Below are 23,217 nucleotides of genomic sequence, written 5' to 3'. Positions count from 1 at the left end.
TCTGTCCTTAGCTGCGCGACGGCGTACCGCTTACCGAGCGGGTTCTACTAGGCCTGTGTCCTGGCCATCCAGGCGGCGCGAACACAAGCCAGTTGTTCGTAGCTGTAACGGCCCTGGAAGTGTTCGTACAGCGGGCTCAGCGGGGGTTTGTCGCCCTGTTGTTGCAGCATGGCTTCGATCGCCTCCAGCTCGTCCGCAGCCAGGACCACCAGGCTCTCCAGGGGCAGCAGGCCCAGTTCCATGGCACTGACGAGGTGCGTGTGTACGGTACGCGGCTTGAGCTGGCGCTGTTCGGCCACCTGATCTGCATCGCCCAGTCTTTCGAACAGCTCCAGGCTGCGCTCGGCGGTCTCGCTCAGTTCCGGGTGAACGGCCGGGGCGCTGGGCGGTGGTTTGCGGCCGGGCTCGGGCGGATAGCGGCGCAGGGTCTCCAGCAGGGCGGGGCCGTAGCGCTCCAGCTTGCGTTGGCCGATGCCATTGATGCGCCCCAGCTGGTGCGGGTCTTGCGGCCGCAGTTCCACTAGTTCGGCGAGACAGGCGTTGGTGAGGATGGCGAAGGCGGGCACGTCCTCGGCGCGGGCCAGGTTCAGGCGCTGCTGGCGCAGTTCCTCCCATAGCTGCATATCCTGGGGGTTGTCGAAGGGCTGTTGCTGGGCGGCGCGTTTCTGCGCCTTGCGCTTGGCCTTGTCGGCCGGCGGGCGCAGCTGTAGCTGCTGTTCACCGCGCAGCAGGGGCCGGCAGCTGGGGTTGAGACGCAGGCCGCCATGGCCCTCCGGGTCCAGGTCCACATAGCCCAGGGCGATGAGCTGGCGGAACAGGCCGCGCCATTGATCGGCATTGAGTTCCCCGCCTATGCCGTAGGTGCTGATTTGGTTGTGGCCCAGCTGTTGGATGCGTTCGCTGTCGGCCCCCAGCAGCACGTCCACCAGATGGCCTACGCCAAAGCGCTGGCCGGTGCGATAGACGGTGGACAGGGCCTTCTGTGCCGGGATGGTGGCATCCCAGGGGGTGGGTGGGTCCAGGCAGTTGTCGCAGTTGCCGCAAGGCTTGGCCATGATGTCGCCGAAGTAGCCCACCAGGGCCTGTCGGCGGCAGCTGATCAGCTCACACAGGCCGAGCATGGCGGAGAGCTTGTGCTGTTCGATGCGTTTTTGCCGGGGCTCGGCGGGGGACTGGTCCATCATCCGGCGCAGGTTGATTACGTCTTGCAGGCTGTAGGCCATCCAGGCATCGGCCGGTTCACCATCGCGGCCGGCGCGGCCGGTTTCCTGATAATAGGCCTCAATGGATTTGGGCAGGCTGAGGTGGGCGACAAAGCGCACGTCCGGCTTGTCTATGCCCATGCCGAAGGCGATGGTGGCGACCATGATCAGGCCGTCCTCGCGCAGGAAACGCTCCTGATGCTGGCGGCGGCTTTGGGCATCCATGCCGGCGTGGTAGGCCAGGGCCTTGAGGCCCTTGGCGCACAGCCAGTCGGCGGTCTCATCCACCATGCGGCGGGACAGGCAATAGACGATACCGGCTTGGCCTGGGTGCTCGCGCAGGATAAAGTCCAGCAGCTGACGCCGCGCCCCCTGGGCCTCGATGATGCGGTAGCGGATGTTGGGCCGGTCAAAGCCGGTGATGAAGGCCTCGGCCTGCTGCAATTGCAGGCGCTCGCTGATCTCCTGCCGGGTGCGGGCATCGGCGGTGGCGGTCAGGGCGATGCGTGGGATCTGCGGAAAGCGCTGCGCCAGCTGGGATAGCTGGATGTACTCCGGGCGGAAATCATGGCCCCACTGGGATACGCAGTGGGCCTCGTCGATGGCAAACAGGGCCAGGGGGGCGCGTTGCAGCAGGCCCAGGGTGTTCTCCTGCAGCAACCGCTCGGGGGCGATATAGAGCAGGTCCAGCTCGCCATCGAGCAATTGGCGCTCCACCGCGCGGGCATCTGCGGGCATCAGGCTGGAGTTGAGAAAGGCGGCGCGCACGCCGTTTTGCAGCAGGGCCGATACCTGGTCCTGCATCAGGGCAATCAGCGGCGAGACGACGATGCCGACGCCGGGGCGCAGCATGGCCGGGATCTGGTAGCAAAGCGACTTGCCGCCGCCGGTGGGCATGATCACCAGGGCATCGCCGCCGTCGATCAGGCGGTTGATCACCGCGCCTTGGGCGGAGCGAAAGCCGTGATAGCCAAAGGTCTGGCGCAATACCTCCAGGGCGCGGGGGTGGGGCGGGGTTGAATCGATTTGCATGGCCGACATTATCGCAGAAACCGGGGTCGAGTCGGCAAATCAAACAGGGGTACAGACGTCAGCAGCATGGCCCCCGTTTCAGATCACCCTTCTGTTGCGGTGCAGCAAGCATGGACAAAGGGGGCTTCAGGGCCTAGAATCGCCCCTCAAATCCCCATTTTGTCTTAAGACGGGATGAGCCTCTGGTTCCTCCCGTTTTCTGTGCCTGCGCCGGAGAGAAATGTGAGCACGCCTGCGATTTTGGTCCTTGAGGACGGTTCGGTTTTTCAAGGAGAATCCATTGGTTGCGAGGGCCATGCCCTGGGCGAGGTGGTGTTCAATACCGCCCTCACCGGCTATCAGGAAATCCTTACCGACCCCTCCTACAGCCGCCAGATCGTCACCCTGACCTATCCGCACATCGGCAACACCGGCTGCACGGAGGAAGACGAGGAGGCCCCCGGCATCCAGGCCGCCGGTCTGGTGATCCGCGATCTGCCCCTGCTGCACAGCAACTGGCGCAGTCAGAAGTCTCTGCCTGAGTATCTGGTTGAGCAGGGCATAGTCGCCATCGCCGACATAGACACCCGCCGCCTGACCCGCATCCTGCGCGAGAAGGGGGCCCAGAATGGATGCGTGATGGCCGGGGCGATTGATCAGGATCAGGCCCTGGAGCTGGCGCGCAGCTTCCCCGGCCTCAAGGGCATGGATCTGGCCCGCGAGGTCAGCACCGCCGCGCCCTATGAGTGGCGCAGCGGCAGCTGGAGCCTGGAGGGCGGCCATCCGCCGCAGGCAGAGGATCTGCCGCTGCATGTGGTGGCCTACGATTACGGCGTCAAGCGCAACATCCTGCGTATGCTGGTGGATCGCGGCTGCCGCCTCACCCTGGTACCAGCCCAGACCCCCGCCGCCGAGGTGCTGGCGCTCAAGCCCGATGGCGTCTTTCTCTCCAACGGCCCCGGTGACCCGGCGCCTTGTGACTATGCCATAGAGGCCATTCGCGAGATTGTCGATAGTGGGATGCCCACCTTCGGCATCTGCCTCGGCCATCAGCTGCTGGCCCTGGCCAGCGGTGCCCAGACGTTGAAGATGAAATTCGGCCACCACGGCGCCAACCACCCGGTGCAGGACCTGGCCACGGGCCAGGTGATGATCAGCAGCCAGAATCACGGCTTCGCCGTCGATGAGGCCAGCCTGCCGACCAACCTCAAGGCCACCCATAAGTCACTGTTCGACGGCAGCCTGCAGGGCATCCAGCGCACCGACAAACCGGCCTTCAGCTTCCAGGGCCACCCCGAAGCCAGCCCAGGCCCCCACGATGTAGCGCCGGTGTTTGATCGGTTTATTGCTTTAATGCGGGACTCGGGACTCGGGACCAAATAAAGCCTACAGCGGCAGTTCAAAGCCTTTAAGGACGCAGAGGACGCGAAGAAGCGCAGAGGTCGCAGAGGAAAACCAAGTGGATGCTGAATTGATAACATGACTGAAAAATTAACTTTGCGTGCTCTGCGCTACTCAGCGCTCTCTGCGTCCTGAGATTTGCCTTTCGTTTGCGGACTTAGACTTAAATCAACATGCCTAAACGTACAGACTTACACAGCATCCTCATCATCGGCGCCGGGCCTATTGTCATTGGCCAGGCCTGTGAGTTCGATTATTCCGGCGCTCAGGCCTGCAAGGCGCTGAAGGAGGAGGGTTTTCGCGTCATCCTGGTGAACTCCAATCCGGCCACCATCATGACCGACCCGGAGATGGCCGATGCCATCTACATCGAGCCGATCAACTGGCGCACGGTGGCGGAGATTATCGCCAGGGAGAAGCCCGATGCCCTGCTGCCCACCATGGGCGGGCAGACGGCGCTCAACTGCGCCCTGGATCTGGTGCGCGAGGGCGTGCTCGCCGAGCATGGCGTGGAGATGATCGGGGCGAGTCGAGAGGCGATAGACAAGGCCGAGGACCGCGACCTGTTCCGCCAGGCCATGCGCAGGATCGGCCTGGACATGCCCACCTCCGCCATCGCCCACAGCCTGGAAGAGGCACTGCAGGTGCAGGCACCCATCGGCTACCCCACCATCATCCGGCCCAGTTTCACCATGGGCGGCTCCGGCGGCGGTATCGCCTACAACAAGGAGGAGTTCATCGAGATCTGCAAGCGCGGCCTGGACCTGTCGCCCACCAAGGAGCTGCTGATCGAGGAGTCCATCCTCGGCTGGAAGGAATACGAGATGGAGGTGGTGCGCGACCACAGGGACAACTGCATCATCATCTGCTCGATCGAAAACTTCGACCCCATGGGGGTGCATACCGGCGACTCCATCACGGTGGCCCCGGCGCAGACCCTGACCGACAAGGAATACCAGATCATGCGCGACGCCTCCCTGGCGGTGCTGCGTGAGATCGGCGTGGATACCGGCGGCTCCAACGTGCAGTTCGCCATCAACCCGGCCGATGGCCGCATGATCATCATCGAGATGAACCCGCGGGTGTCGCGCAGCTCGGCCCTGGCCTCCAAGGCCACCGGCTTCCCCATCGCCAAGGTGGCGGCCAAGCTGGCGGTGGGCTACACCCTGGATGAGCTGCAGAACGACATCACCGGCGGTGCTACCCCGGCCTCCTTCGAGCCGAGCATCGACTACGTGGTGACCAAGATCCCGCGCTTTGCCTTCGAGAAATTCCCCCAGGCCGATGACCGCCTCACCACCCAGATGAAGTCGGTGGGCGAGGTGATGGCCATAGGCCGTACCTTCCAGGAGTCCCTGCAGAAGGCGATTCGCGGCCTGGAGACCGGTCGCGCCGGCCTGTGTGAGATCGTCGATCGCGACAAGGAAGGGGCGCTGGAGCTGATCCGGCAAGAGCTGCGCATGCCCGGGCCGGATCGCCTGTTCTATCTGGCCGATGCCTTCCGCGCCGGCATGAGCCTGGACGAGATCCACGCCGTCTGCCACATCGACCCCTGGTTCCTGGCCCAGGTGGAACAGCTGATTCAACTGGAGGCCGAGGTGCGCGGGCAGGGCATGGCGGCGCTGGATGTCGGCCGTATGCGCCAGCTCAAGCGCAAGGGTTTCTCCGACCAGCGTCTGTCCCTGCTGCTGGGTTGTAGCGAGGCCGAGGTGCGCCAGCACCGCTGGGAGCTGGGCATTCGACCGGTGTTCAAGCGGGTGGATACCTGTGCCGCCGAGTTCGCCACCAGCACCGCCTATATGTACTCCACCTATGAGGAGGAGTGTGAGTCCAGTCCGAGCAGCCGCGACAAGATCATGGTCCTGGGCGGCGGGCCGAACCGCATCGGCCAGGGCATAGAGTTCGACTACTGCTGCGTACACGCCGCCTTGGCCCTGCGCGAGGACGGCTTTGAAACCATCATGGTCAACTGCAACCCGGAGACCGTCTCCACCGACTACGACACCTCTGATCGGCTCTACTTCGAGCCCCTGACCCTGGAGGACGTGCTGGAGGTGATCGCCAAGGAACAGCCCAAGGGCGTCATCGTCCAGTACGGTGGCCAGACGCCGCTGAAGCTGGCGGAAGACCTGGAGGCCGCCGGCGCGCCCATCATCGGCACCAGCCCGGATTCCATCGACCTGGCGGAAGATCGCGAGCGCTTCCAGCAGATGGTGGAAAAGCTGGGCCTGAAGCAGCCACCCAACCGCACGGCGCGGGACGATGACTCTGCCGTGCGTTTGGCCGAGGAGATCGGCTACCCCCTGGTGGTGCGGCCCTCCTATGTATTGGGCGGACGGGCCATGGAGATTGTCTATGACGAAAACGATCTGCGCCGCTATATGCGCGAGGCGGTCAGCGTATCCAACGACTCGCCGGTGCTGCTAGACCGTTTCCTGGATGACGCCATCGAGGTGGATATAGACGCCATCTGCGACGGTAAGGACGTGCTCATCGGCGGTATCATGGAGCACATCGAACAGGCCGGGGTGCATTCCGGCGACTCCGCCTGCTCCCTGCCGCCCTATACCCTGAGCCCGGCGATCCAGGACCGTATGCGCGACCAGATGCGCAAGATGGCCCTGGAACTGAAGGTGGTCGGCCTGATGAATACCCAGTTCGCCATCAAGGGGGATGACATCTATCTGCTGGAGGTCAACCCCCGCGCCTCGCGCACCGTGCCCTTTGTCTCCAAGGCCACCGGCGTGGCCCTGGCCAAGGTGGCGGCGCGCTGCATGGCGGGCAAGGGTCTGGCCGAGCAGGGCATAGAGCGGGAGGTGATCCCCAATCATTTCTTCGTCAAGGAGGCGGTGTTCCCCTTCGTCAAGTTCCCCGGCGTGGATACCGTGCTGGGGCCGGAGATGAAGTCCACCGGCGAGGTCATGGGCATAGGCGAGGGCTTTGGCGAGGCCTACGCCAAGGCCATGGAGGCGGTGGGCGTGGACCTGCCCAGCGGCGGCAAGGTGCTGCTGAGCGTGCGCGATGCCGATAAGGTGCGTACCCTCAACGTCGCCCGCGATCTGGCCGAACTGGGCTTCAGCCTGTTCGCCACCCACGGCACGGCGCGTTATCTGAACGAACAGGGCGTGGCCTGCACCGGCGTCAACAAGGTAATGGAAGGCCGCCCCCATGTGGTGGATATGATCAAGAACGAGGAGTTCAGCCTGATCATCAACACCACCGAGGGCAAGCAGGCCATCGAGGACTCCTCCGAGATCCGCCGCTCGGCCCTGCAATACAAGACCTGCTACAACACCACCATCGCCGGGGCCGAGGCCACCTGCATGGCGATGAAACGCGGTGCCTCGCTGCGCGTAAGGCGACTGCAGGATTTACATTGAATGAATTGGCGGGACCCGGGACTCGGGACCCGGGACCCGATGAAAAGGCCAAGCCGTGTTTTTTCGAGTCCCGATTCTCCAATCCCGAGTCCCGATGTCTTAATAATCGGGAGTGAGAATCCATGTCCAAGGTACCCCTGACCGTGCGCGGGGCGGAAAAGCTGCGCGCCGAGTTGAACGAACTGAAATCCGAGGCCCGGCCCAAGGTGATCCAGGCCATCGCCGAGGCTCGCGCCCACGGTGATCTGAAGGAGAATGCCGAATATCACGCCGCCCGTGAGCAGCAGAGCTTTATCGAGGGTCGTATCCGGGATATCGAGGGCAAGCTGTCCAACGCCCAGATCATCGACGTGACCACGCTCAATGCCGGTGGCAAGGTGGTGTTCGGCACCAGCGTTGATGTAGAGGACCTGGACAGCGGCGAAAGGCACAGCTATCAGATCGTCGGCGAGGACGAGGCAGACATCAAGCAGGGCCTGATATCGGTCACCTCACCCATAGCCCGCGCCCTGATCGGCAAGAGCGAAGGCGACGTGGCCGCATTGCAAACCCCAGGCGGCGAACGCGAGCTGGAAATTATCGAAGTGCGTTACGAATAGATAGATCGGACGCAGAGGTCGCAAAGAAGCGCAGAGCACGCAGAGATTAGTTTATTGGGTAGTTAAGCACCTCGCCCCTTGGAGAGAGGGGCTCCGACCGGATAAGCTTCTATTAAGCAAGATTAAAACTCTGCGTTCTCTGCGCTTCTTGGCGCTCTCTGCGTCCCAAATATCAACCACTGGGCAAGGCAATTTTGGGTTGCTTGGGGTTGCGGCGGAAGAAGATGGCCATGTTGCCGATGCGGTGGATCAGGCTGGCGGCGCTGGCCTGGGCCATTTGTTGGATGAGTTGGTCGCGCTGCGCACGGTCGCCGACGCTGATCTTTACCTTGATCAGCTCATGGTGGTCCAGGGTGATCGCCATCTCGTCGAGCACCCCCTGGGTCAGGCCGTGCTGGCCGATGAGCAGCACCGGCTTGAGGTGATGGGCTAGGCCCTTGAGGTGTTTCTTCTGTGCTTGACTGAGTTCCACTGTGGCAATCTTCCCCGCAAAAGCGCCATTATAGTCACTAATCCCACGGCTCGATAAACTCCATGCCCAAGACTGCAAGCAGCAAGCGCTGGCTCCAGCGTCACATCAATGACCCCTATGTGCAGAAGGCCCAGCGTGAGGGCATGCGCTCACGGGCGGCGTACAAGCTGCTGGAGATACAGGAGAAAGACAGGCTGATCCGGCGCGGCCAGGTGATTGTCGATCTGGGTGCGGCCCCCGGCGGCTGGAGCCAGGTAGCGGCGCGGATTCTGGATGGCCGGGGCCGGGTCATTGCCTTGGACCTGCTGCCCATGGATTCTCTGGCCGGGGTGGATTTTATCCAGGGGGACTTCCGCGAGGATGCCGTGTTGCGGCAGATGCGCGAAGTCCTTGCCGGGGCTGCGGTTGATCTTGTAATTTCCGACATGCTGCCCAATGTCACCGGGGTTGCGGCGGTGGATCAGCCCAAATCCATCTATCTGTGCGAATTGGCCCTGGATTTTGCCAGGGAATGCCTGAAACCCGGCGGCGATTTTCTGGTCAAGGTGTATCAGGGCGAGGGGTTTGAGCCCTTTTTGCGCGAAATGCGCGCCAGTTTTACCAAGGTGCAGACGCGCAAACCCGAGGCCTCCCGCAGCATCAGCCGGGAAGTTTACCTGCTGGGCCGCGGGAAACGGGTACAATCGACAGAAAATTAGGACGCAGAGGGCGCAAAGAAGCGCAAAGGCCGCAGAGTTGTAAAGGACTAGCTAAGCGAACGAAAGTGGTACTGCTTGCCCCTCTCCCCAACCTCTCTCCCCTCAGGGGCGAGGGGCTTGACGGTGTAAGCAGTTAGCAATGCAAACTCTGCGTGCTCTGCGCTTCTCCGCGATCTCTGCGTCCTAAATTTAATTAGCGTTTATTTGCGGACCAGGTCGTTTTTTCAGCATAATCCGCCCATCCTGGCTCAAGAGGAAAGCATTTTGAGTGATTTAGCCAAGAACGTCATTCTCTGGATCGTCATCGCCGTGGTGCTGATGTCGGTGTTCAACAACTTCTCCACCCAGGCCCCCCGCACCCAGTCGGTGGCCTACTCCCAGTTCCTCGATGAGGTCAAGCAGGGCAGCGTGAAGAAAGTGGAGATCCAGGGCAACAACATCATCGGCATCAGCGATGGGGGCGTGCGTTTCAGTACCTACAATCCCAACGACAACGGCCTGGTGGGCGATCTGCTCAATGCCGATGTGGAAATTGTCGCTGGTCCGCCGGAAAAGCCCGGCCTGCTGACCCAGATCTTCATCAACTGGTTCCCGCTGTTCATCCTCATCGGGCTTTGGGTGTTCTTCATGCGTCAGATGCAGGGCGGTGCCGGCGGGCGCGGTGCCATGTCTTTTGGCAAGAGCCGGGCGCGCATGCTCAACGAAGACCAGGTCAAGATCACCTTCAGCGATGTGGCCGGTATCGAAGAGGCCAAGGACGACGTGCAGGAGATGGTGGAATTCCTCAAGGACCCGGCCAAGTTCCAGAAGCTCGGCGGCAAGATCCCCCGCGGCGCCCTCATGGTCGGCCCGCCCGGTACCGGCAAGACCCTGCTGGCGCGGGCCATTGCCGGTGAGGCCAAGGTACCTTTCTTCAGCATCTCCGGCTCGGACTTTGTCGAGATGTTCGTCGGCGTCGGTGCCTCACGGGTGCGGGATATGTTCGAGCAGGCGAAGAAACACGCCCCCTGTATCATCTTCATCGACGAGATCGATGCCGTGGGTCGGCATCGTGGTGCCGGTCTCGGCGGTGGTCACGATGAGCGCGAGCAGACCCTGAACCAGTTGCTGGTGGAGATGGATGGCTTCGAGGGCAACGAGGGCATCATCGTCATCGCCGCCACCAACCGCCCGGACGTGCTCGACCCGGCCCTGCTGCGCCCCGGTCGCTTCGACCGCCAGGTGGTGGTGCCCCTGCCGGACGTGCGCGGGCGGGAGAAGATCCTCAAGGTACACATGCGCAAGGTGCCCATCGCCGATGACGTCAAGGCCTCGCTGATCGCCCGCGGCACGCCGGGTTTCTCCGGTGCCGATCTGGCCAATCTGGTGAACGAGGCGGCCCTGTTTGCCGCCCGCAGCGACAAGCACATGGTGGATATGTCCGACCTGGAACGGGCCAAGGACAAGATCATGATGGGCACCGAGCGGCGCTCCATGGTGATGAGCCCGGAGGAGAAGAAGCTCACCGCCTATCACGAGGCCGGTCACGCCATCATCGGCCGCTTGGTGCCCTCCCACGACCCGGTCTATAAGGTCAGCATCATCCCCCGTGGCCGTGCCCTGGGGGTAACTATGTTCCTGCCGGAAGAAGACCGTTACAGCTATTCCAAGGAGCGCCTGGAGAGCCAGATTTCCAGCCTGTTCGGCGGGCGCATCGCCGAGGCCCTGATCTTTGGCGAGGAGAAGGTCACCACCGGCGCCCAGAACGACATTCAGCGTGCCACCGAGATCGCCCGCAGCATGGTCACCAAGTGGGGGCTGTCCAGCCGTCTGGGGCCGCTGGCCTACGGTGAGGATGAGGGCGAGGTGTTCCTCGGTCATTCGGTGACCAAGCACAAGAATGTCTCCGACGACACGGCGCATGCCATCGACGAAGAGATCCGGGTATTCATCGACCGCAATTACCAGCGCTCAGAGCGTATCCTCAATGAGCAACTGGACAAGCTGCACACCATGGCCCAGGCGCTGATCAAGTACGAGACCATCGACAGCCACCAGATCGACGACATCATGGAGGGACGCGAGCCGCGCCCACCGGCGGACTGGGATGACGATGCCAATGACGGCGGCTCCGCCCTGGCCGAAAAGCAGGACGAGCAGCCCGCCGGCAAGGGTGACGAGGGCCCCATCGGCGGGCCGGTCAGCCAGCATTGAGCCGGACCGGTGCGGCACTGGCGGGGGATTGGGCTTGATCTGAGTCGGCCTCGGGTGATGGGGATACTCAATGTCACCCCCGACTCCTTCTCCGACGGTGGCCGCTTCAATGACCGGGATGCCGCCCTCAGGCAGGCCGAACGCCTGGCCGCCGAGGGCGCGGCCATTATCGACATCGGCGGCGAGTCCACCCGCCCAGGGGCCAAGGCCGTATCCGTCCAGCAGGAGCTGGACCGGGTCATGCCGCTGATCGAACGCCTGCATGACGAACTGTCCCTGCCCCTGTCCATCGACACCAGCAAGCCTGAGGTGATGCGCGCCGCCGTGGCGGCAGGTGCCGGGCTGATCAACGATGTCTATGCCCTGCGCCGCGAAGGTGCCCTGCAGGCCGCCGCCGAACTGGCGGTGCCGGTCTGCCTGATGCACATGCAGGGCGAACCGAGGCTGATGCAGCACAACCCCAGCTACGCGGATGTGGTTGCTGAAGTGGCCGATTTCTTTGCCGAGCGCATCGGGGCCTGCGAGCAGGCCGGTATCCGCCGGGATCGGCTGTTGCTCGACCCCGGCTTCGGCTTCGGCAAGACCCTGCAACACAATCTGCAACTGCTGGCCCGGCTGGCCAGATTCAACGCCCTGGGGCTACCCCTGCTGGTGGGCATCTCCCGCAAATCCATGATCGGTGCCCTGCTGGACAAGGCGCCGGTGGACCAGCGTCTGTATGGCAGCCTGGCGGCGGCGGTACTGGCCGCCGAGCGCGGGGCCAGCATCCTCCGAGTACACGATGTCAAGGCCACGGTGGATGCCCTCAAGGTGGTAGCGGCAATGGCCGAGTGGGTGCCAGAAAGGGCGCTTGGCCAGGGGGTCACAGAGCAATAATCAATGGGCTCAAGACGGAACATCCAACACCTCCCGACAGGCCCCTGGCAGAGCGGTTGAATTTCCCTGCCAATGGTGGTCTATTAGCCTGCGATGCTGTGCTGTCAGTTGCGTGGGGGATCTTTGTCTGGGAGCAGGGGATTTGAACGAAACAGAGCCGGAAGCGCCGTCCCCGATCAGACGGTTCGTTGCGGTGGTGGTTACCGTATTGCTTCTGATCGCCATCCCTTCGGTGGGGATCCTCTACCAGCATCAGGCCGACGCCCTGGCCGAACGGGTGCTGCAAGAGGGCAGGGGGGTGCTGGACGCCTATGTGGCGCAGACCCAGGACTCCATCGAAAAGGGCCAGCCGCGCACCTTTCAACAGGCCATCAACAACATCGCCCGGCTGCAATCGGTGCTGGAGACGGCCCTCTATTCCCGTTACCGGTTGCAGACCTACCGCTCCGGCGAGCAGACCCAGGGCGTGCCCTTCGTGCGCCGCGAGGCCATCCCGGAGGGCTTTCAGCCCTATCCCAAGGATAAACCCCTGCGGCGTGACTGGAGTCAGCGGGACCTGACCGACGCCCCGGCCGGGAAATTGCACCGCCAGGTGATCGGCGAGCGCGACTGCGGTGAATGCCACTATGTCCTGGATAAACGCCTGCGCTTTGATCAACAGGGCCGTGCCCAGTTGATCGAGTCGGATAAGGCCAGCTTCTACCAACGCCTGCAAGTGGAAGAGCAGTGCGTGGCCTGCCATACCCATTGGCAGGTAGGCGAGGATGCCGGTTATCTGGGGGTGACCATAGAGACCTCGCGGCAGCAGGCGGAGGTGAGCCGCAGCATCTGGCGGGTGGTCTATGTGCTCATCCTGATCGCCCTGGTGGTGCTGCTGGCGACCCTGATCATCGGCTGGATGTACGCCAGGCTCGACGAGCGCAACCGGGAGTTGGCGACCAAGCGGGGCAAGATCGCCAGCCTGCTGGATAATTCCGATCAGGGCTTTCTCTCCTTTGATCAGGGCCTGCGGGTGGATTCGGAATACAGCCAGGAGTGCCTCGATATCTTCGGCCAGGCCCCGGAGGGGCAGGACATAAGCGGCCTGCTGTTCCCCCAGGACGCGGACAAGGCGCGCGATTTCGGCAACAACATCCAGCGTATCCTGCACGAGGCGGATGCCAACAAGCGCCAGCTGTTTCTGTCGCTGATGCCCAAGGAGTTGCAGATCGGGGACAAGACCGTGCGCCTGGACTATCGCCTGCTGCCGCAACAGCGGGTGATGCTGGTGCTGAGCGATGTGACCCGGCAAAAACAGCTGGAACAGCAGGTGCGCGAGGAGCAGGGGCGGCTGCGCCTGATCGTCGCGGCGGTGCGCGAGCCGGAGGACTTCTTCGAGCTGCTGGACGATTACCGGCGGTTTGATGCCGATGAGTTGCCGCCCTTGCTGGGGCAGTCTCAGCCGGACGCCGATCGGCTGGCGGAGCTGTATCGGCGCATCCACACCTTCAAGGGGCTGTTTGCCCAGCAGGAATTCATTCGCCTGCCGTCCGCGCTGCACCAGCTGGAGGGATTGATCGGCCAATGGCGGCGCGGTTCCAGCATCGAGGCGGGCTGGCAGCAGCGGCTGCGTCAGGCGATGGCGCAGTCCGCTCAGGCCCTGGACTGGGACCTGGGCCTGGTGCGCGAGGCCCTGGGCGAGGAGTTCTTTCAGCGTCGTGGCGAGCTGCGCCTCAGCCCGCAGCAGGTGCGGCTGCTGGAGGACATCGCCGAGCGCCTGCTGCGTACCGATGTGGCGGACATCCGCTGCGGCGAGACCCGGCGCATGGTGGCGGAACTGCGCCGCCTGCGTCATGTGGACCTGCGCTCCCTGCTGGCCAGCTATCCCCCGCTGGCCGAGCGCCTGGCCGAGCGCCTGGACAAGATGATCCACCCCTTTGTGATCGAGGGCGAGGCCCTGCGCGTACCGCCGGGGCCCTACCAGCCCTTCATCAAGGCCCTGGTACACCTGTTTCGCAATGCCCTGGACCACGGCATCGAAGACCCGGAGGAGCGTCTGGCGGCGGGCAAGGATGAGATGGGCCGGATCAGCTGCCGCCTGACCCGGCAGGGCGATGAGCTGTTGCTGGAGGTGGCCGATGATGGCCGTGGCATAGACCTGCAGGCGCTGCGTCAGAAGGCCCTGGAGCTGGGCCTGTTCAGCCCCCAGCAGGCCGCAGCGGCCAGTGAGCAGGAGCTGTTGCAGGTGGTCTTCACCGACCGTCTGAGCACCCGCTCCCAGGTCTCGGACCTGTCCGGCCGGGGCATAGGCCTGGCGGCCCTGAAGGCGGAGCTGGATCGGCTCGGCGGTCGGGTCAGCATCCAGACCCAGCCCGGCCAGGGCACCTGCTTCTGCTTTTACCTGCCCTGGCTGGACAGCCCGGCGGCATAGGACGGGCCTGGCCCTAAATCAAAAACCATATCCATCCAAAGGGGGAGTGAGTCAATGAATCAAACCCACAGCAGCCATGATCGGCTGGTGAATGCGGTCGGCAGCCATCTGCAGGGCTTTCTGAGCGGGGAGATCGGGCTTGAGGTGCGCCCGCCCGAGCCGCAACAGGAGGACATGCAGCGCTTGCGGCTGGGCTATCTGACCTCTATCGTCAGTGTCGAGGAGGATGTCAGCACCCTGATCGCCTGTAGCTTCGAGCGTGGCCTGATCGAGCAGATCTTCCGCATCTATGCCGAGGGCGTGGAGGTGGCGGATGACGAACAGGAGGCCATGATCGAGGAGACCGCCGCCGAGGTGATCAACGTCGTGGTGGGCAACGCCATGGCCGACATCCAGACCCCGGGCAAGGCCATAGGCCTGTCGCCGCCGGTGGTGCTGAGCGAGGCCAAGAGCCTGACCCGACACCGGGATGCCCAATTCTCCTCCTTCCGCCTGCATACCTCCGCCGGGTTGATGAGTGTACACTTCCTCTGTCCGAGGGAGGCCGTCGCCGCCGATCTGACCTTGGAGCTGCCCGCCACAACCCAGTCCAACCGATAAGGAGTATGAGCATGAAATCCCTGCGTATCATGATTGTCGATGATTCACTGCTGGCGATAAAGAAGGCCAAGGCGGTGCTGGAGGAACTGGGCCATGAGGTGGTCGCCAGCTGCAAGAATGGCGCTGAGGCGGTGGCCAGCTACGCCGAGATCAGGCCCGATCTGGTGACCATGGACATCACCATGCCCGACACGGACGGCATTCAGGCTACCGGCCAGATCATCGCCCAGGACCCGGACGCCCTGGTGGTGATGGTCACCTCCCACGGCCAGGAGCAGATGGTGATGGACGCCATCGAGGCCGGGGCCAAGGGCTACATCCTCAAGCCCTTCCAGAAAGACCGCTTCGCCGAGGTGATCAACGACGTCATCCAGAAATACCGAGGCGGCTGAGCCATGCTGGAATCCCGCGTATTCGAGAGCCTGTTCGACATCATCCCCTTCGCCGTCTATGTGGTGGACGTGGAGACCTACGAGGTGGTGTTCATGAACCAGCACTTCGTCGAGCGCTTTGGCGACCACCGCGCCGCCGTCTGCTGGTCCTCCCTCTACGAGCTGGACGGACCTTGCCCGGGCTGCATGGTGGGGCAACTGCTGGGCGGCGATGGTCGGCCCAGCGGTCAGACGCATATCTTTGAGCAATTCAACGAACTGGACGAACACTGGTATCAGATGCAGGAGAAGGCCATCAGCTGGCCCGATGGGCGCGTGGTCAAGTACTCCATCGCGGTGGATATCAGTGAACTCAAGGCGGCGCAGAACTCCCTGGCCGAGGCCCACGCCGAGCTGGCCCTGAAGAGCCGCGAGCTGGAACGGCTGTCGATCACCGACACCCTCACCGGCCTGGCCAACCGGCTGCGCCTGGATCAGGCCCTGGCCCAGGAGAATCGCCGTGCCGAGCGCAGCGGCCAGCCCTATGCGGCGATCCTGATCGACCTGGACCACTTCAAGTCGGTCAACGATACCTATGGCCATCAGGTGGGGGATCAGGTGCTGGTGGGCACGGCGCGCATCCTCCAGCAGCAGGGGCGGGCCCTGGACGTCATCGGACGTTGGGGTGGTGAGGAATTTCTCATCCTCTGCCCGGATACCGCGATGGAGGGGGCCATGGAGCTGGCCGAACGGCTGCGCGGGCGGATTGCCGAGGCGGATTTTGCCCAGGTGGGTCAACGCACCGCAAGCCTGGGGGTGGCCTGCTGGCACAGCGGGGACAGCCCCTCCAGCCTGGTGGGCCGCGCCGACGAGGCACTCTACCGGGCCAAGGAGGCCGGCCGCAATCGGGTGGAGCCGGAATCGGCCAGGTCTGGCTTGATCAGCGCAGGAGGACCTCCGGCAGCAGGCGATCAAACTCCCTCTTGACCACTCCATAGCACTCACAGGTGCGCGCCTCCAGCCCGGCGCGGTCGAGCACCCGGATGTGGCCTCGGTGGTAGCTGATCAGGCCCGCCCGTTGCAGGTTACCGGCCGCCTCGGTAACGCCCTCGCGGCGCACGCCGAGCATGTTGGCAATCAGCTCCTGGGTCATCACCAATTCATCCGAGGGCAGGCGATCGAGGCTGAGCAGCAGCCAGCGGCAGAGTTGCTGGTCGAGGGAATGGTGGCGATTGCACACCGCCGTCTGCGCCATCTGCGTCAGCAAGGCCTGGGTGTAGCGCAGGAGCAGGTGCTGCAACTCGCCGGAGCGATTGAATTCCTGCTTGAGCAGCTGCCCCCGCAGCCGGTAGGCGTGGCCGGCGCTTTGCACCACGGCGCGGTTGGGCATGGTCTGGCCGCCCATGAACAGGGCCACGCCGATGATGCCCTCATTGCCCACCACGGCGATCTCGGCGGAGGCACCGTCGATCATGACATAGAGCAGGGAGACGATGGCGGTGGTGGGGAAATAGACATGCTGCAACTGGTTGCCCGACTCGTAGAGCACCTTGCCCAGAGGCATGGTGACCGGCTCAAGGTGGTCGGCCAGGCGGCTGTACTCCTCTTCCGGCAGGGCGGCGAGCAGGTGATTCTGGCGAGGGCTGGCGGGATCGTGCATGGGTGAAGTCCGGTTTTTTCGACGCCATCAGCGGCTTGCTGGGCTGGCGGAACCTGATACGGGAGCTGCCTTGCAGTATATACCATCCCCTTTGCCGCTCAATGCAATGCCGCCACCAAAATCCGTCCCTTTCCACCCATTCTCAGGGCCAATACGGCCGCTCAGCTCTCTTCTCTTACCAGCGCATAGGGATCGAGTTCGAGGTTTTCGAGAGTAATCCGCACCCTGAAAAGGGCAGTTGAAGCGCAGATTTCACGGATTGAGCAGATTTTCAGTCTGTTTGCCAGCACACCCGCTCATCCAGCAGGTGACTGCCTGAGTTATTGCAACCCCATGAAAATGAAAGACTTAATCTACGGTTTATAGGTGCATGAGTATGCCTTCAGCTATCGAGAAAGCCCGCAGGTTTGGCCTTTTTGCCCTGGCGTGGCTTGGGCCTTTGCTTGAGGAGTTTCTTGCTGACCTGCTCGGGCAGCAGTTGCTTGAGGGGTACCACGGGTTTGCCCATGCGGTATTGGTAGAGTACCAGGTAGCTGAGTACCCGTTGCACGTAGAGCCGGGTTTCCTCGAAGGGGATGTCTTCGATCCACAGGTCGCTCGGTTGGGGCTCTTTTGGCAGCCAGCGCAGGGTACGGTGGGGGCCGGCGTTGTAGGAGGGGGTGGCGAGCAGTTCCCAGTCGTTGAAGCGCTGCATCAGGGTCTTCAGGTAGCGGCTGCCCAGTTGAATGTTGAGTTGCGGTTGCAGGATTTGGTTTTCATCGGGGGGCTTGATGCCGAGTTTTTTCGCTACGCCACGGGCGGTGGCGGGCATCAGTTGCATCAGCCCCAAGGCCCCTACCGGTGAGCGGGCCTGGCCGATGAACATGCTCTCCTGGCGGATTACGGCGAAGATCCAGGCCGGGTCCAGCCCGTATTTCTTTGCCTCTGCCAGAACCTGCTTGCGGTGCCTCAGGGGGAAGCGGATCTCCAGGTCGTCCCAGTAGTCGGTGCCGAGCAGGGTGAGGATGGCGCGTTCATCCCAGCCCCATTGTCGGGCCAGGTGGGCGGCGGCCATCAACTCCTCCCGGTCGAGCTGGTCTATGACCCAGTTCCACTCGCGGGCGGCCTGGTATTCGCGTCCCAGCCGGTAGAGTTCGCGGGCGCGCTGAACCCCGTCCAGGGCGCTTACCTTGCCCAGCGCCTGGAGGGGAACGGGGCGATGATCGAGCCGATAATCGGCCCCTACCCGGTCGGCGGCCATGAAGCCGTAGTAGCTGCGATCCCCGGCGACCTGGCGAAACAGCGCTTGGGCCTCTTTTTTCCGTCCCAGATGCTCCAGGGCGCGGGCCTTCCAGTAGCCCCATTTTTCGTGCTGCCGCAGAACCCTGGGCATGTCGTTGACCCAGCGGATCAGCCGCTTCCAGTCACGCCTTTGCAGGGCGTAATCGACGCGCAGCTCGCACAGGCCTTCGATCTGATGGCAGTGTTCCACCTCGGCGAAGAACTTCATTGTCTTGGCGTGATCACGCCGTACCAGGGCCTTGCCCAGGCCCAGCTGAATGCGTTTTTTCTGCGCCGGATCGAGCCAGTGGCGGGCGGTGGCCCGGCGCCAGGCGGCGAGGGCGGCATCGGGCTTGCGCCAGCCCTGTTTGATGATGGCATGAACCAGCAGCTTGCCCCGTGAGGGGTGTTTTTTCTTCAGCAATGGGCTTTGCAGGACCCGCTCGGGTTGGTTCAGGCTGTGCAGCCAGAGATCGTGCCAGGCATGGTCTGTTGCCGGGAGAAAGCGGCGCAGATAGCGGATCAGGCCGCTGCGTTGATCGGAATTGCCGACCCGAACAAGGTCGATGCGCTCCCACACCAGCGCCCGGCTGAGCTTGCCGGCTTGCTGCATCTGTTCGAACACCGGGTCGCAGCTATCCGGCCGGGAGTCGCCGTACAGCCAGATCCTGGCCCCAGCCTTGTAGGCCTGTGCGGCCTTGTCCGTGGCCAGCAGGGCCTGCAGGTGCAGGCATTGCATTTCCATGTTGCTGGTGTCGCGCCAGAGCCTGAGGAAGTCGGCCCAGTTGTTTGCGGCGGCGAGTTGCTTGAGGTGGTCCCGGCGCAGGTCGTAGGCCAGCGGGCCATCGGGGTATTTGTGTACAAAGGCCTCGACCTGTTGCGGCCCCTTGCCTAGTGTTTCGGCGTATTCCAGATAGGCAAACAGGGGATAGTCGAGCAATTTGGCGCGCAGCGGTATGTAGCTGGCCGAGTCGCCCTGGCGCAGGGCCTGCTCCGCCGCTAGAAAGTCTTTGCGTTGTTGTGTAAGGTCGGCCCCGTGCAGGGGCGACCACAGGACACCCAGGCCCAGCAGCAGGGCCAATGCCAGGGGAAGAATGCCGCCGCCGGTGGTGCGCTGAGGCCATCGCAGGAGTGGTTTAGACATGTTGTTCAGGATACCAGTTTGATGTTGAGGCTTGATGAAATTTATCTGCAGGGGTTGCTGCGGCAGGTGGCCAGGGATGAGTTGCTGGGCCGTTTCCAGCAGGTTGCCAGCCGCCACAAGGCCGATGGCAGCCTGCTTACCGAGGCCGATCTGGCCTCACAGGCGGCAATCCGCGCTGCTCTGGCGCGGCGCTGGCCCGAGGCCGGCTTTCTCGGAGAGGAGATGGGCCAGGCCGAGCAACAGCGGGCGCTGGCCGAGAGCGGACGGCCTCTGTGGCTGCTCGACCCCCTCGACGGCACCACCAATTTCGCCGCCGGTATGCCCTTCTTCTGCATCTCCCTGGCCCTGTTGGAGCAGGGGCGGATTCGCTTTGGCATGGTCTATGACCCCCTGCGCGAGGAGTGTTTCCAGGCCCAGGCAGGCCAGGGTGCCTGGCTCAACGGCCAGCGCCTGCGACGTGATCCACAGTGGCCGAATGCCCTGACGGATACTGTGGCAGTGATTGACTTCAAACGTATTGACCCCCAAATCTCCCTCAGTCTGATCAGCCATCCGCCGTTTCGTTCCCTGCGCAGCCTGGGCTCGGTGGCCCTGGAGTGGTGTTGGTTGGCGGCCGGCCGTTTTGGTCTCTACCTGCACGGTGCCCAGGGCCTGTGGGACTACGCCGCAGGCAGGCTGATCCAGCAGGAGGCCGGGGCTGCGGCCGTGCAGCGGGGCTATGAGGACATAGACCTACACCCCCGCCAGGCCGTGGCGGCGGCCAACCCGGTCATGCTGCGGCTCTGGCTTGATCACCTGCGGGCCCTGGGCCTGAACCCATAGCGCCCCGATTCCACCCCAATCCCCACCTTGGAGATAGAAAATATGACAGAAATACAGACAGAAGAATTAAGTGATAGGGACATGGCCCTGAGCAGCGGCATCGCCGCCTTTGAGGCCAAGCATTTTTCCCGTTCCAGTCAGTTGCTCTCGCCCCTGGCGGCCGATGGCGAGCCCGAGGCCCAGTACCGCATGGCGATCATGTTGCAAAACGGCCTGGGTATGGTGGCCAATGAGATGCAGGCCTATAGATACATGAAGGCCGCGGCAGAGCAGGGCCATGCCCTGGCCCAGCACGGCCTGGGCTTTATGTATCTGGAGGGCGAATGCGTGGACAAGAACCCGGCCAAGGCGGTGACCTGGTTCACCCAGGCGGCGGAGCAGGGCCTGGCCGGGTCCCAGACCACCCTGGCGATGATGTACGAACAGGGCAACGGGGTGGAGAAGAACCCGCAGGAGGCGCGCAAGTGGTATGCCCGGGCGGGGTTCTGATTGACAAAAAAAGCGGCCGTTAAGGCCGCTTTTTGCCCTGGGGGCGGGGATCAGCGCTCGTCCATCATGCGTTCGATGATGGGGCCGAGGACGATCTCCATGGTAAAGCCCATCTTGCCGCCGGGCACTACGATGGTGTTGCGGCGTGACATGAAGGAGTTGGGGATCATCGCCAGCAGGTAGGCGAAGTCGATGTCGAACTTCTTCGGGTCGGCGAAGCGCACCACCACGAAGCTCTCGTCCGGGGTGGGGATGTCACGGGTGATGAAGGGGTTGGAGGTATCCACCGTGGCCACGCGCTGGAAGTTGATATCGGTGCGCGAAAACTGCGGCGTGATGTGATTGATGTAGTCGGGCATGCGGCGCAGTATGGTGTCCACCGTGGCCTCGGCGGTGTAGCCGCGCTCGGCGTTGTCGCGGAAGATCTTCTGAATCCATTCCAGGTTGACAATGGGCACCACGCCTATGCCCAGATCCACATGGCTGGCCACGTCGGCATCGCCATCCACTACCATGCCGTGCAGGCCCTCGTAAAACAGCAGATCGGTGCCGGACTCTATGTCTTCCCAGGGGGTGAATTCACCCGGGCCTACCTCGATGTTCAGGCGTTTACCGTGAAACTCGGCCTCTTCCTCGCTGTGGATGTAATAGCGCTGCTTGCAGCCGCCGGTCTCGCCGTAGGTGCGGAAGGTGTCGGCCAGGATGTCGAAGTGGTTGGCCTCGGGGCCGAAGTGGCTCAGGTTGCGGCCCTCATCGTGGGCCTTTTGTACCTCGGCACGCATCTCTTTGCGGTTGAATCGGTGATAGCTATCACCCTCGATGACGGCAGGCTTGATGCCATCACGCAGGAAGATATGCTCGAAGGCGCGCTTGACGGTGGTGGTACCGGCACCGGAGGAACCGGTGACAACGACGACAGGATGTTGTTTGGACATGGATAGGTCTCCCAATAGCCCGTGTTCGGGACTTGATGTTACAGAACCCAATGGGGTCTGGGGTGGTCGGAAAAACTGGACCGACTATACCATCGACCGGGTACAGAGGACAGAGGACAGAGGTCAGAGGACAGAGGACAGAGGAGCTTCGCTAATCTGTCGCGTAGCGACGCAAAAATCTGTCCTCCGTCCTCTGTCTTCCGTCTTCCGTCCCCCGTCCTCTGTCTTCCGCTCACCCGCTAAAACAATCCCCCGTTCAACCACAGGTGACAGGCGATGGAGGCGGCGTAGCCCAGGGCTATGACCGGGGTCCATTTCAGGTGGCCGATGAAGCTGTAGTAGCCGCCGGATTGGGCCATCAGGGCCACCCCGGCGGCGGAGCCGATGGACAACAGGGAGCCGCCCACCGCTGCGGTCAGGGTCACCAGCAGCCACTGGCCGAGGGACATGTCCGGCAGCATGGTGAGGATGGCGTAGATCACCGGGATGTTGTCGATGATGGCGGAGAGCACGCCCACGGCGATATTAGCCTGGGTGGCACCCCAGTCGATGTACATCAGCTCCGAGGCCATGGCCAGGTAGCCGATAAAGCCCAGACCGCCGACGCACATCACCACGCCATAAAAGAACAGCAGGGTGTCCCATTCGGCCCGGGCGATGCGGTTATAGACATCGAAGGCCACCGGGTCGCCCATCTGGCCATCGTGTTCCAGTTCAGTACGGGCTGCCTTGCGGCTATCGCGCAGGCGCTCCCGCTGATAGGTCCGTTTCAGATAAAAGCCAAAGAATTGCAGATAGGCCAGGCCGGTGAGCATGCCGATTACCGGCGGCATGTGCAGCTGGTGAAACAGCACAGCGGTGGCGATGGTGAGCAGGAACAGGCCGATGATGCGCCTGGCCCCGCGCTTCATGCCGCCGACGGCGCACTGGGTGGCAGGCACTTCGTTGGGCACGGAGAAGGACATGATCAGGGCCGGTACCAGCCAGTTGACCAGGGCCGGCAGGAACAGGGCGAAGAAGGCCCAGAGGTTGACCGGCCCCTGGGCGGTCTCTACGCCACGCTGCCAGACCATCAGGGTGGTGATATCGCCAAAGGGCGAGAAGGCCCCGCCGGCATTGGTCGCCACCACGATATTGATCGCCCCGAGCAGGATGAAGGCCGAGTTTCCCCCGGCCACCGCCAGCACCACGGCGTACATGAGCAGGGCGGTGGTCAGGTTATCGGCGATGGGGGAGATGAAAAAGGCCAGGGCACCTGTGATCCAGAACAGTTTGCGAAAGCCAAAGCCCTTGCGGATCAGCCAGCAGCGCAGGGCGGTGAATACCTGGCGCTCATCCAGGGCGTTGATGTAGGTCATGGCCACCAGCAGGAACAGCATCAGCTGCACATATTGCAACAGGTGGTGGCGCAGTTCGTATTCCACCTGTTGGGTCATGCCCTGGCTGCTGTACACCCAGGCGATCATCAGCCAGATCAGGCCGGCGGCGAGGATTACCGGCTTGGACTTACGCAGGCCGGTCAGCTCCTCGGCCATCACCAGGCCATAGGCCAGGCCGAACAGGATCAGCGCGGTAGGGCCGATCCAGTGCTCGGTCAGGCGGATGCCCTCGCTGGCATCGTAGGCCAGGGCGCTGAGCGGAAACAGGCCGAGCGGCAACAGGAATAACAGCAGAAGGGACAGCTTTGACATAGG

Annotated in this window: 18 protein-coding genes; 12 read left to right on the top strand and 6 right to left on the bottom strand. The window is 63.2% G+C overall.

Going from position 1 to position 23,217, the window contains the following annotated elements; all coding sequences use genetic code 11:
• Window positions 1–47: 47 nt before the first annotated feature.
• Complete coding sequence (gene recQ, locus D5125_01525; GenBank protein QFY91027.1) at window positions 48–2,234, bottom strand: DNA helicase RecQ; 2,187 nt, start codon at window positions 2,232–2,234, stop codon at window positions 48–50.
• Window positions 2,235–2,456: 222 nt separating this feature from the next.
• On the opposite strand from recQ, the gene carA reads away from it, so the two are divergent.
• The 3 genes from carA (at window position 2,457) to greA (ending at window position 7,593) form a co-directional block, all read left to right on the top strand.
• The gene (gene carA / locus D5125_01520; protein QFY88260.1) at window positions 2,457–3,596 is read left to right on the top strand and encodes a glutamine-hydrolyzing carbamoyl-phosphate synthase small subunit; all 1,140 of its coding nucleotides are present in this window, start codon (window positions 2,457–2,459) and stop codon (window positions 3,594–3,596) included.
• A 191-nt stretch (window positions 3,597–3,787) separates the two neighbouring features.
• Window positions 3,788–6,994, top strand: a complete 3,207-nt coding sequence (gene carB, locus D5125_01515) for a carbamoyl-phosphate synthase large subunit (protein ID QFY88259.1) — start codon at window positions 3,788–3,790, stop codon at window positions 6,992–6,994.
• 122 nt (window positions 6,995–7,116) lie between these two features.
• The gene (greA, locus tag D5125_01510) at window positions 7,117–7,593 is read left to right on the top strand and encodes a transcription elongation factor GreA (protein QFY88258.1); all 477 of its coding nucleotides are present in this window, start codon (window positions 7,117–7,119) and stop codon (window positions 7,591–7,593) included.
• A 172-nt stretch (window positions 7,594–7,765) separates the two neighbouring features.
• On the opposite strand, the gene yhbY is transcribed toward greA, so the two are convergent.
• Window positions 7,766–8,065, bottom strand: a complete 300-nt coding sequence (yhbY, locus tag D5125_01505) for a ribosome assembly RNA-binding protein YhbY (protein QFY88257.1) — start codon at window positions 8,063–8,065, stop codon at window positions 7,766–7,768.
• 62 nt (window positions 8,066–8,127) lie between these two features.
• On the opposite strand from yhbY, the gene rlmE reads away from it, so the two are divergent.
• The 7 genes from rlmE to D5125_01470 all read left to right on the top strand — a co-directional run bounded on the left by rlmE (window position 8,128) and on the right by D5125_01470 (window position 16,200).
• Window positions 8,128–8,763, top strand: a complete 636-nt coding sequence (gene rlmE, locus D5125_01500) for a 23S rRNA (uridine(2552)-2'-O)-methyltransferase RlmE (protein QFY88256.1) — start codon at window positions 8,128–8,130, stop codon at window positions 8,761–8,763.
• A gap of 264 nt (window positions 8,764–9,027) precedes the next feature.
• Entirely contained in the window at window positions 9,028–10,956 is a 1,929-nt protein-coding gene (gene ftsH, locus D5125_01495) for an ATP-dependent zinc metalloprotease FtsH (GenBank protein QFY88255.1), read from the top strand.
• A gap of 57 nt (window positions 10,957–11,013) precedes the next feature.
• The gene (gene folP, locus D5125_01490) at window positions 11,014–11,832 is read left to right on the top strand and encodes a dihydropteroate synthase (GenBank protein QFY88254.1); all 819 of its coding nucleotides are present in this window, start codon (window positions 11,014–11,016) and stop codon (window positions 11,830–11,832) included.
• Between the two features lie 142 nt (window positions 11,833–11,974).
• A complete protein-coding gene (locus D5125_01485; protein QFY88253.2) occupies window positions 11,975–14,242 on the top strand; it encodes an ATPase in 2,268 nt (755 codons plus the stop codon).
• A gap of 54 nt (window positions 14,243–14,296) precedes the next feature.
• Window positions 14,297–14,842 (top strand): chemotaxis protein CheX, encoded by a 546-nt coding sequence (locus tag D5125_01480; GenBank protein ID QFY88252.1) that lies wholly within the window; start codon window positions 14,297–14,299, stop codon window positions 14,840–14,842.
• A gap of 11 nt (window positions 14,843–14,853) precedes the next feature.
• Window positions 14,854–15,234, top strand: coding sequence for a response regulator (locus D5125_01475; GenBank protein ID QFY88251.1), 381 nt, complete (start codon window positions 14,854–14,856; stop codon window positions 15,232–15,234).
• A gap of 3 nt (window positions 15,235–15,237) precedes the next feature.
• Window positions 15,238–16,200 (top strand): sensor domain-containing diguanylate cyclase, encoded by a 963-nt coding sequence (locus tag D5125_01470; GenBank protein ID QFY88250.1) that lies wholly within the window; start codon window positions 15,238–15,240, stop codon window positions 16,198–16,200.
• On the opposite strand, the gene D5125_01465 is transcribed toward D5125_01470, so the two are convergent.
• Window positions 16,154–16,873, bottom strand: coding sequence for a Crp/Fnr family transcriptional regulator (locus D5125_01465; protein ID QFY88249.1), 720 nt, complete (start codon window positions 16,871–16,873; stop codon window positions 16,154–16,156). The two genes, D5125_01470 and D5125_01465, sit on opposite strands and share 47 nt — an antisense overlap.
• A 382-nt stretch (window positions 16,874–17,255) precedes the next feature.
• Window positions 17,256–19,277 carry a transglycosylase SLT domain-containing protein gene (locus tag D5125_01460; protein QFY88248.1) on the bottom strand — a complete coding sequence of 674 codons (2,022 nt, stop codon included), beginning with the start codon at window positions 19,275–19,277 and terminating at the stop codon, window positions 17,256–17,258.
• A 21-nt stretch (window positions 19,278–19,298) separates the two neighbouring features.
• Between D5125_01460 and D5125_01455 the strand changes: the two genes are divergently transcribed.
• Window positions 19,299–20,099 carry an inositol monophosphatase gene (locus D5125_01455; protein QFY88247.1) on the top strand — a complete coding sequence of 267 codons (801 nt, stop codon included), beginning with the start codon at window positions 19,299–19,301 and terminating at the stop codon, window positions 20,097–20,099.
• A gap of 81 nt (window positions 20,100–20,180) precedes the next feature.
• Window positions 20,181–20,588 carry a sel1 repeat family protein gene (locus D5125_01450; GenBank protein ID QFY88246.1) on the top strand — a complete coding sequence of 136 codons (408 nt, stop codon included), beginning with the start codon at window positions 20,181–20,183 and terminating at the stop codon, window positions 20,586–20,588.
• A gap of 50 nt (window positions 20,589–20,638) precedes the next feature.
• On the opposite strand, the gene D5125_01445 is transcribed toward D5125_01450, so the two are convergent.
• Window positions 20,639–21,523: a phosphoribulokinase gene (locus D5125_01445; GenBank protein ID QFY88245.1), complete on the bottom strand. Its 885-nt coding sequence runs from the start codon at window positions 21,521–21,523 to the stop codon at window positions 20,639–20,641.
• A 239-nt stretch (window positions 21,524–21,762) separates the two neighbouring features.
• The gene (nhaD, locus tag D5125_01440) at window positions 21,763–23,214 is read right to left on the bottom strand and encodes a sodium:proton antiporter NhaD (protein QFY91026.2); all 1,452 of its coding nucleotides are present in this window, start codon (window positions 23,212–23,214) and stop codon (window positions 21,763–21,765) included.
• Between the last annotated feature and the right edge of the window lie 3 nt (window positions 23,215–23,217).

The organism is gamma proteobacterium SS-5 (genome assembly GCA_009497875.2).
Taxonomy (GTDB): Bacteria; Pseudomonadota; Gammaproteobacteria; order Chromatiales; family Chromatiaceae; genus Magnetovirga; species Magnetovirga frankeli.
This window is presented reverse-complemented; position numbering and strand designations above follow the sequence as displayed.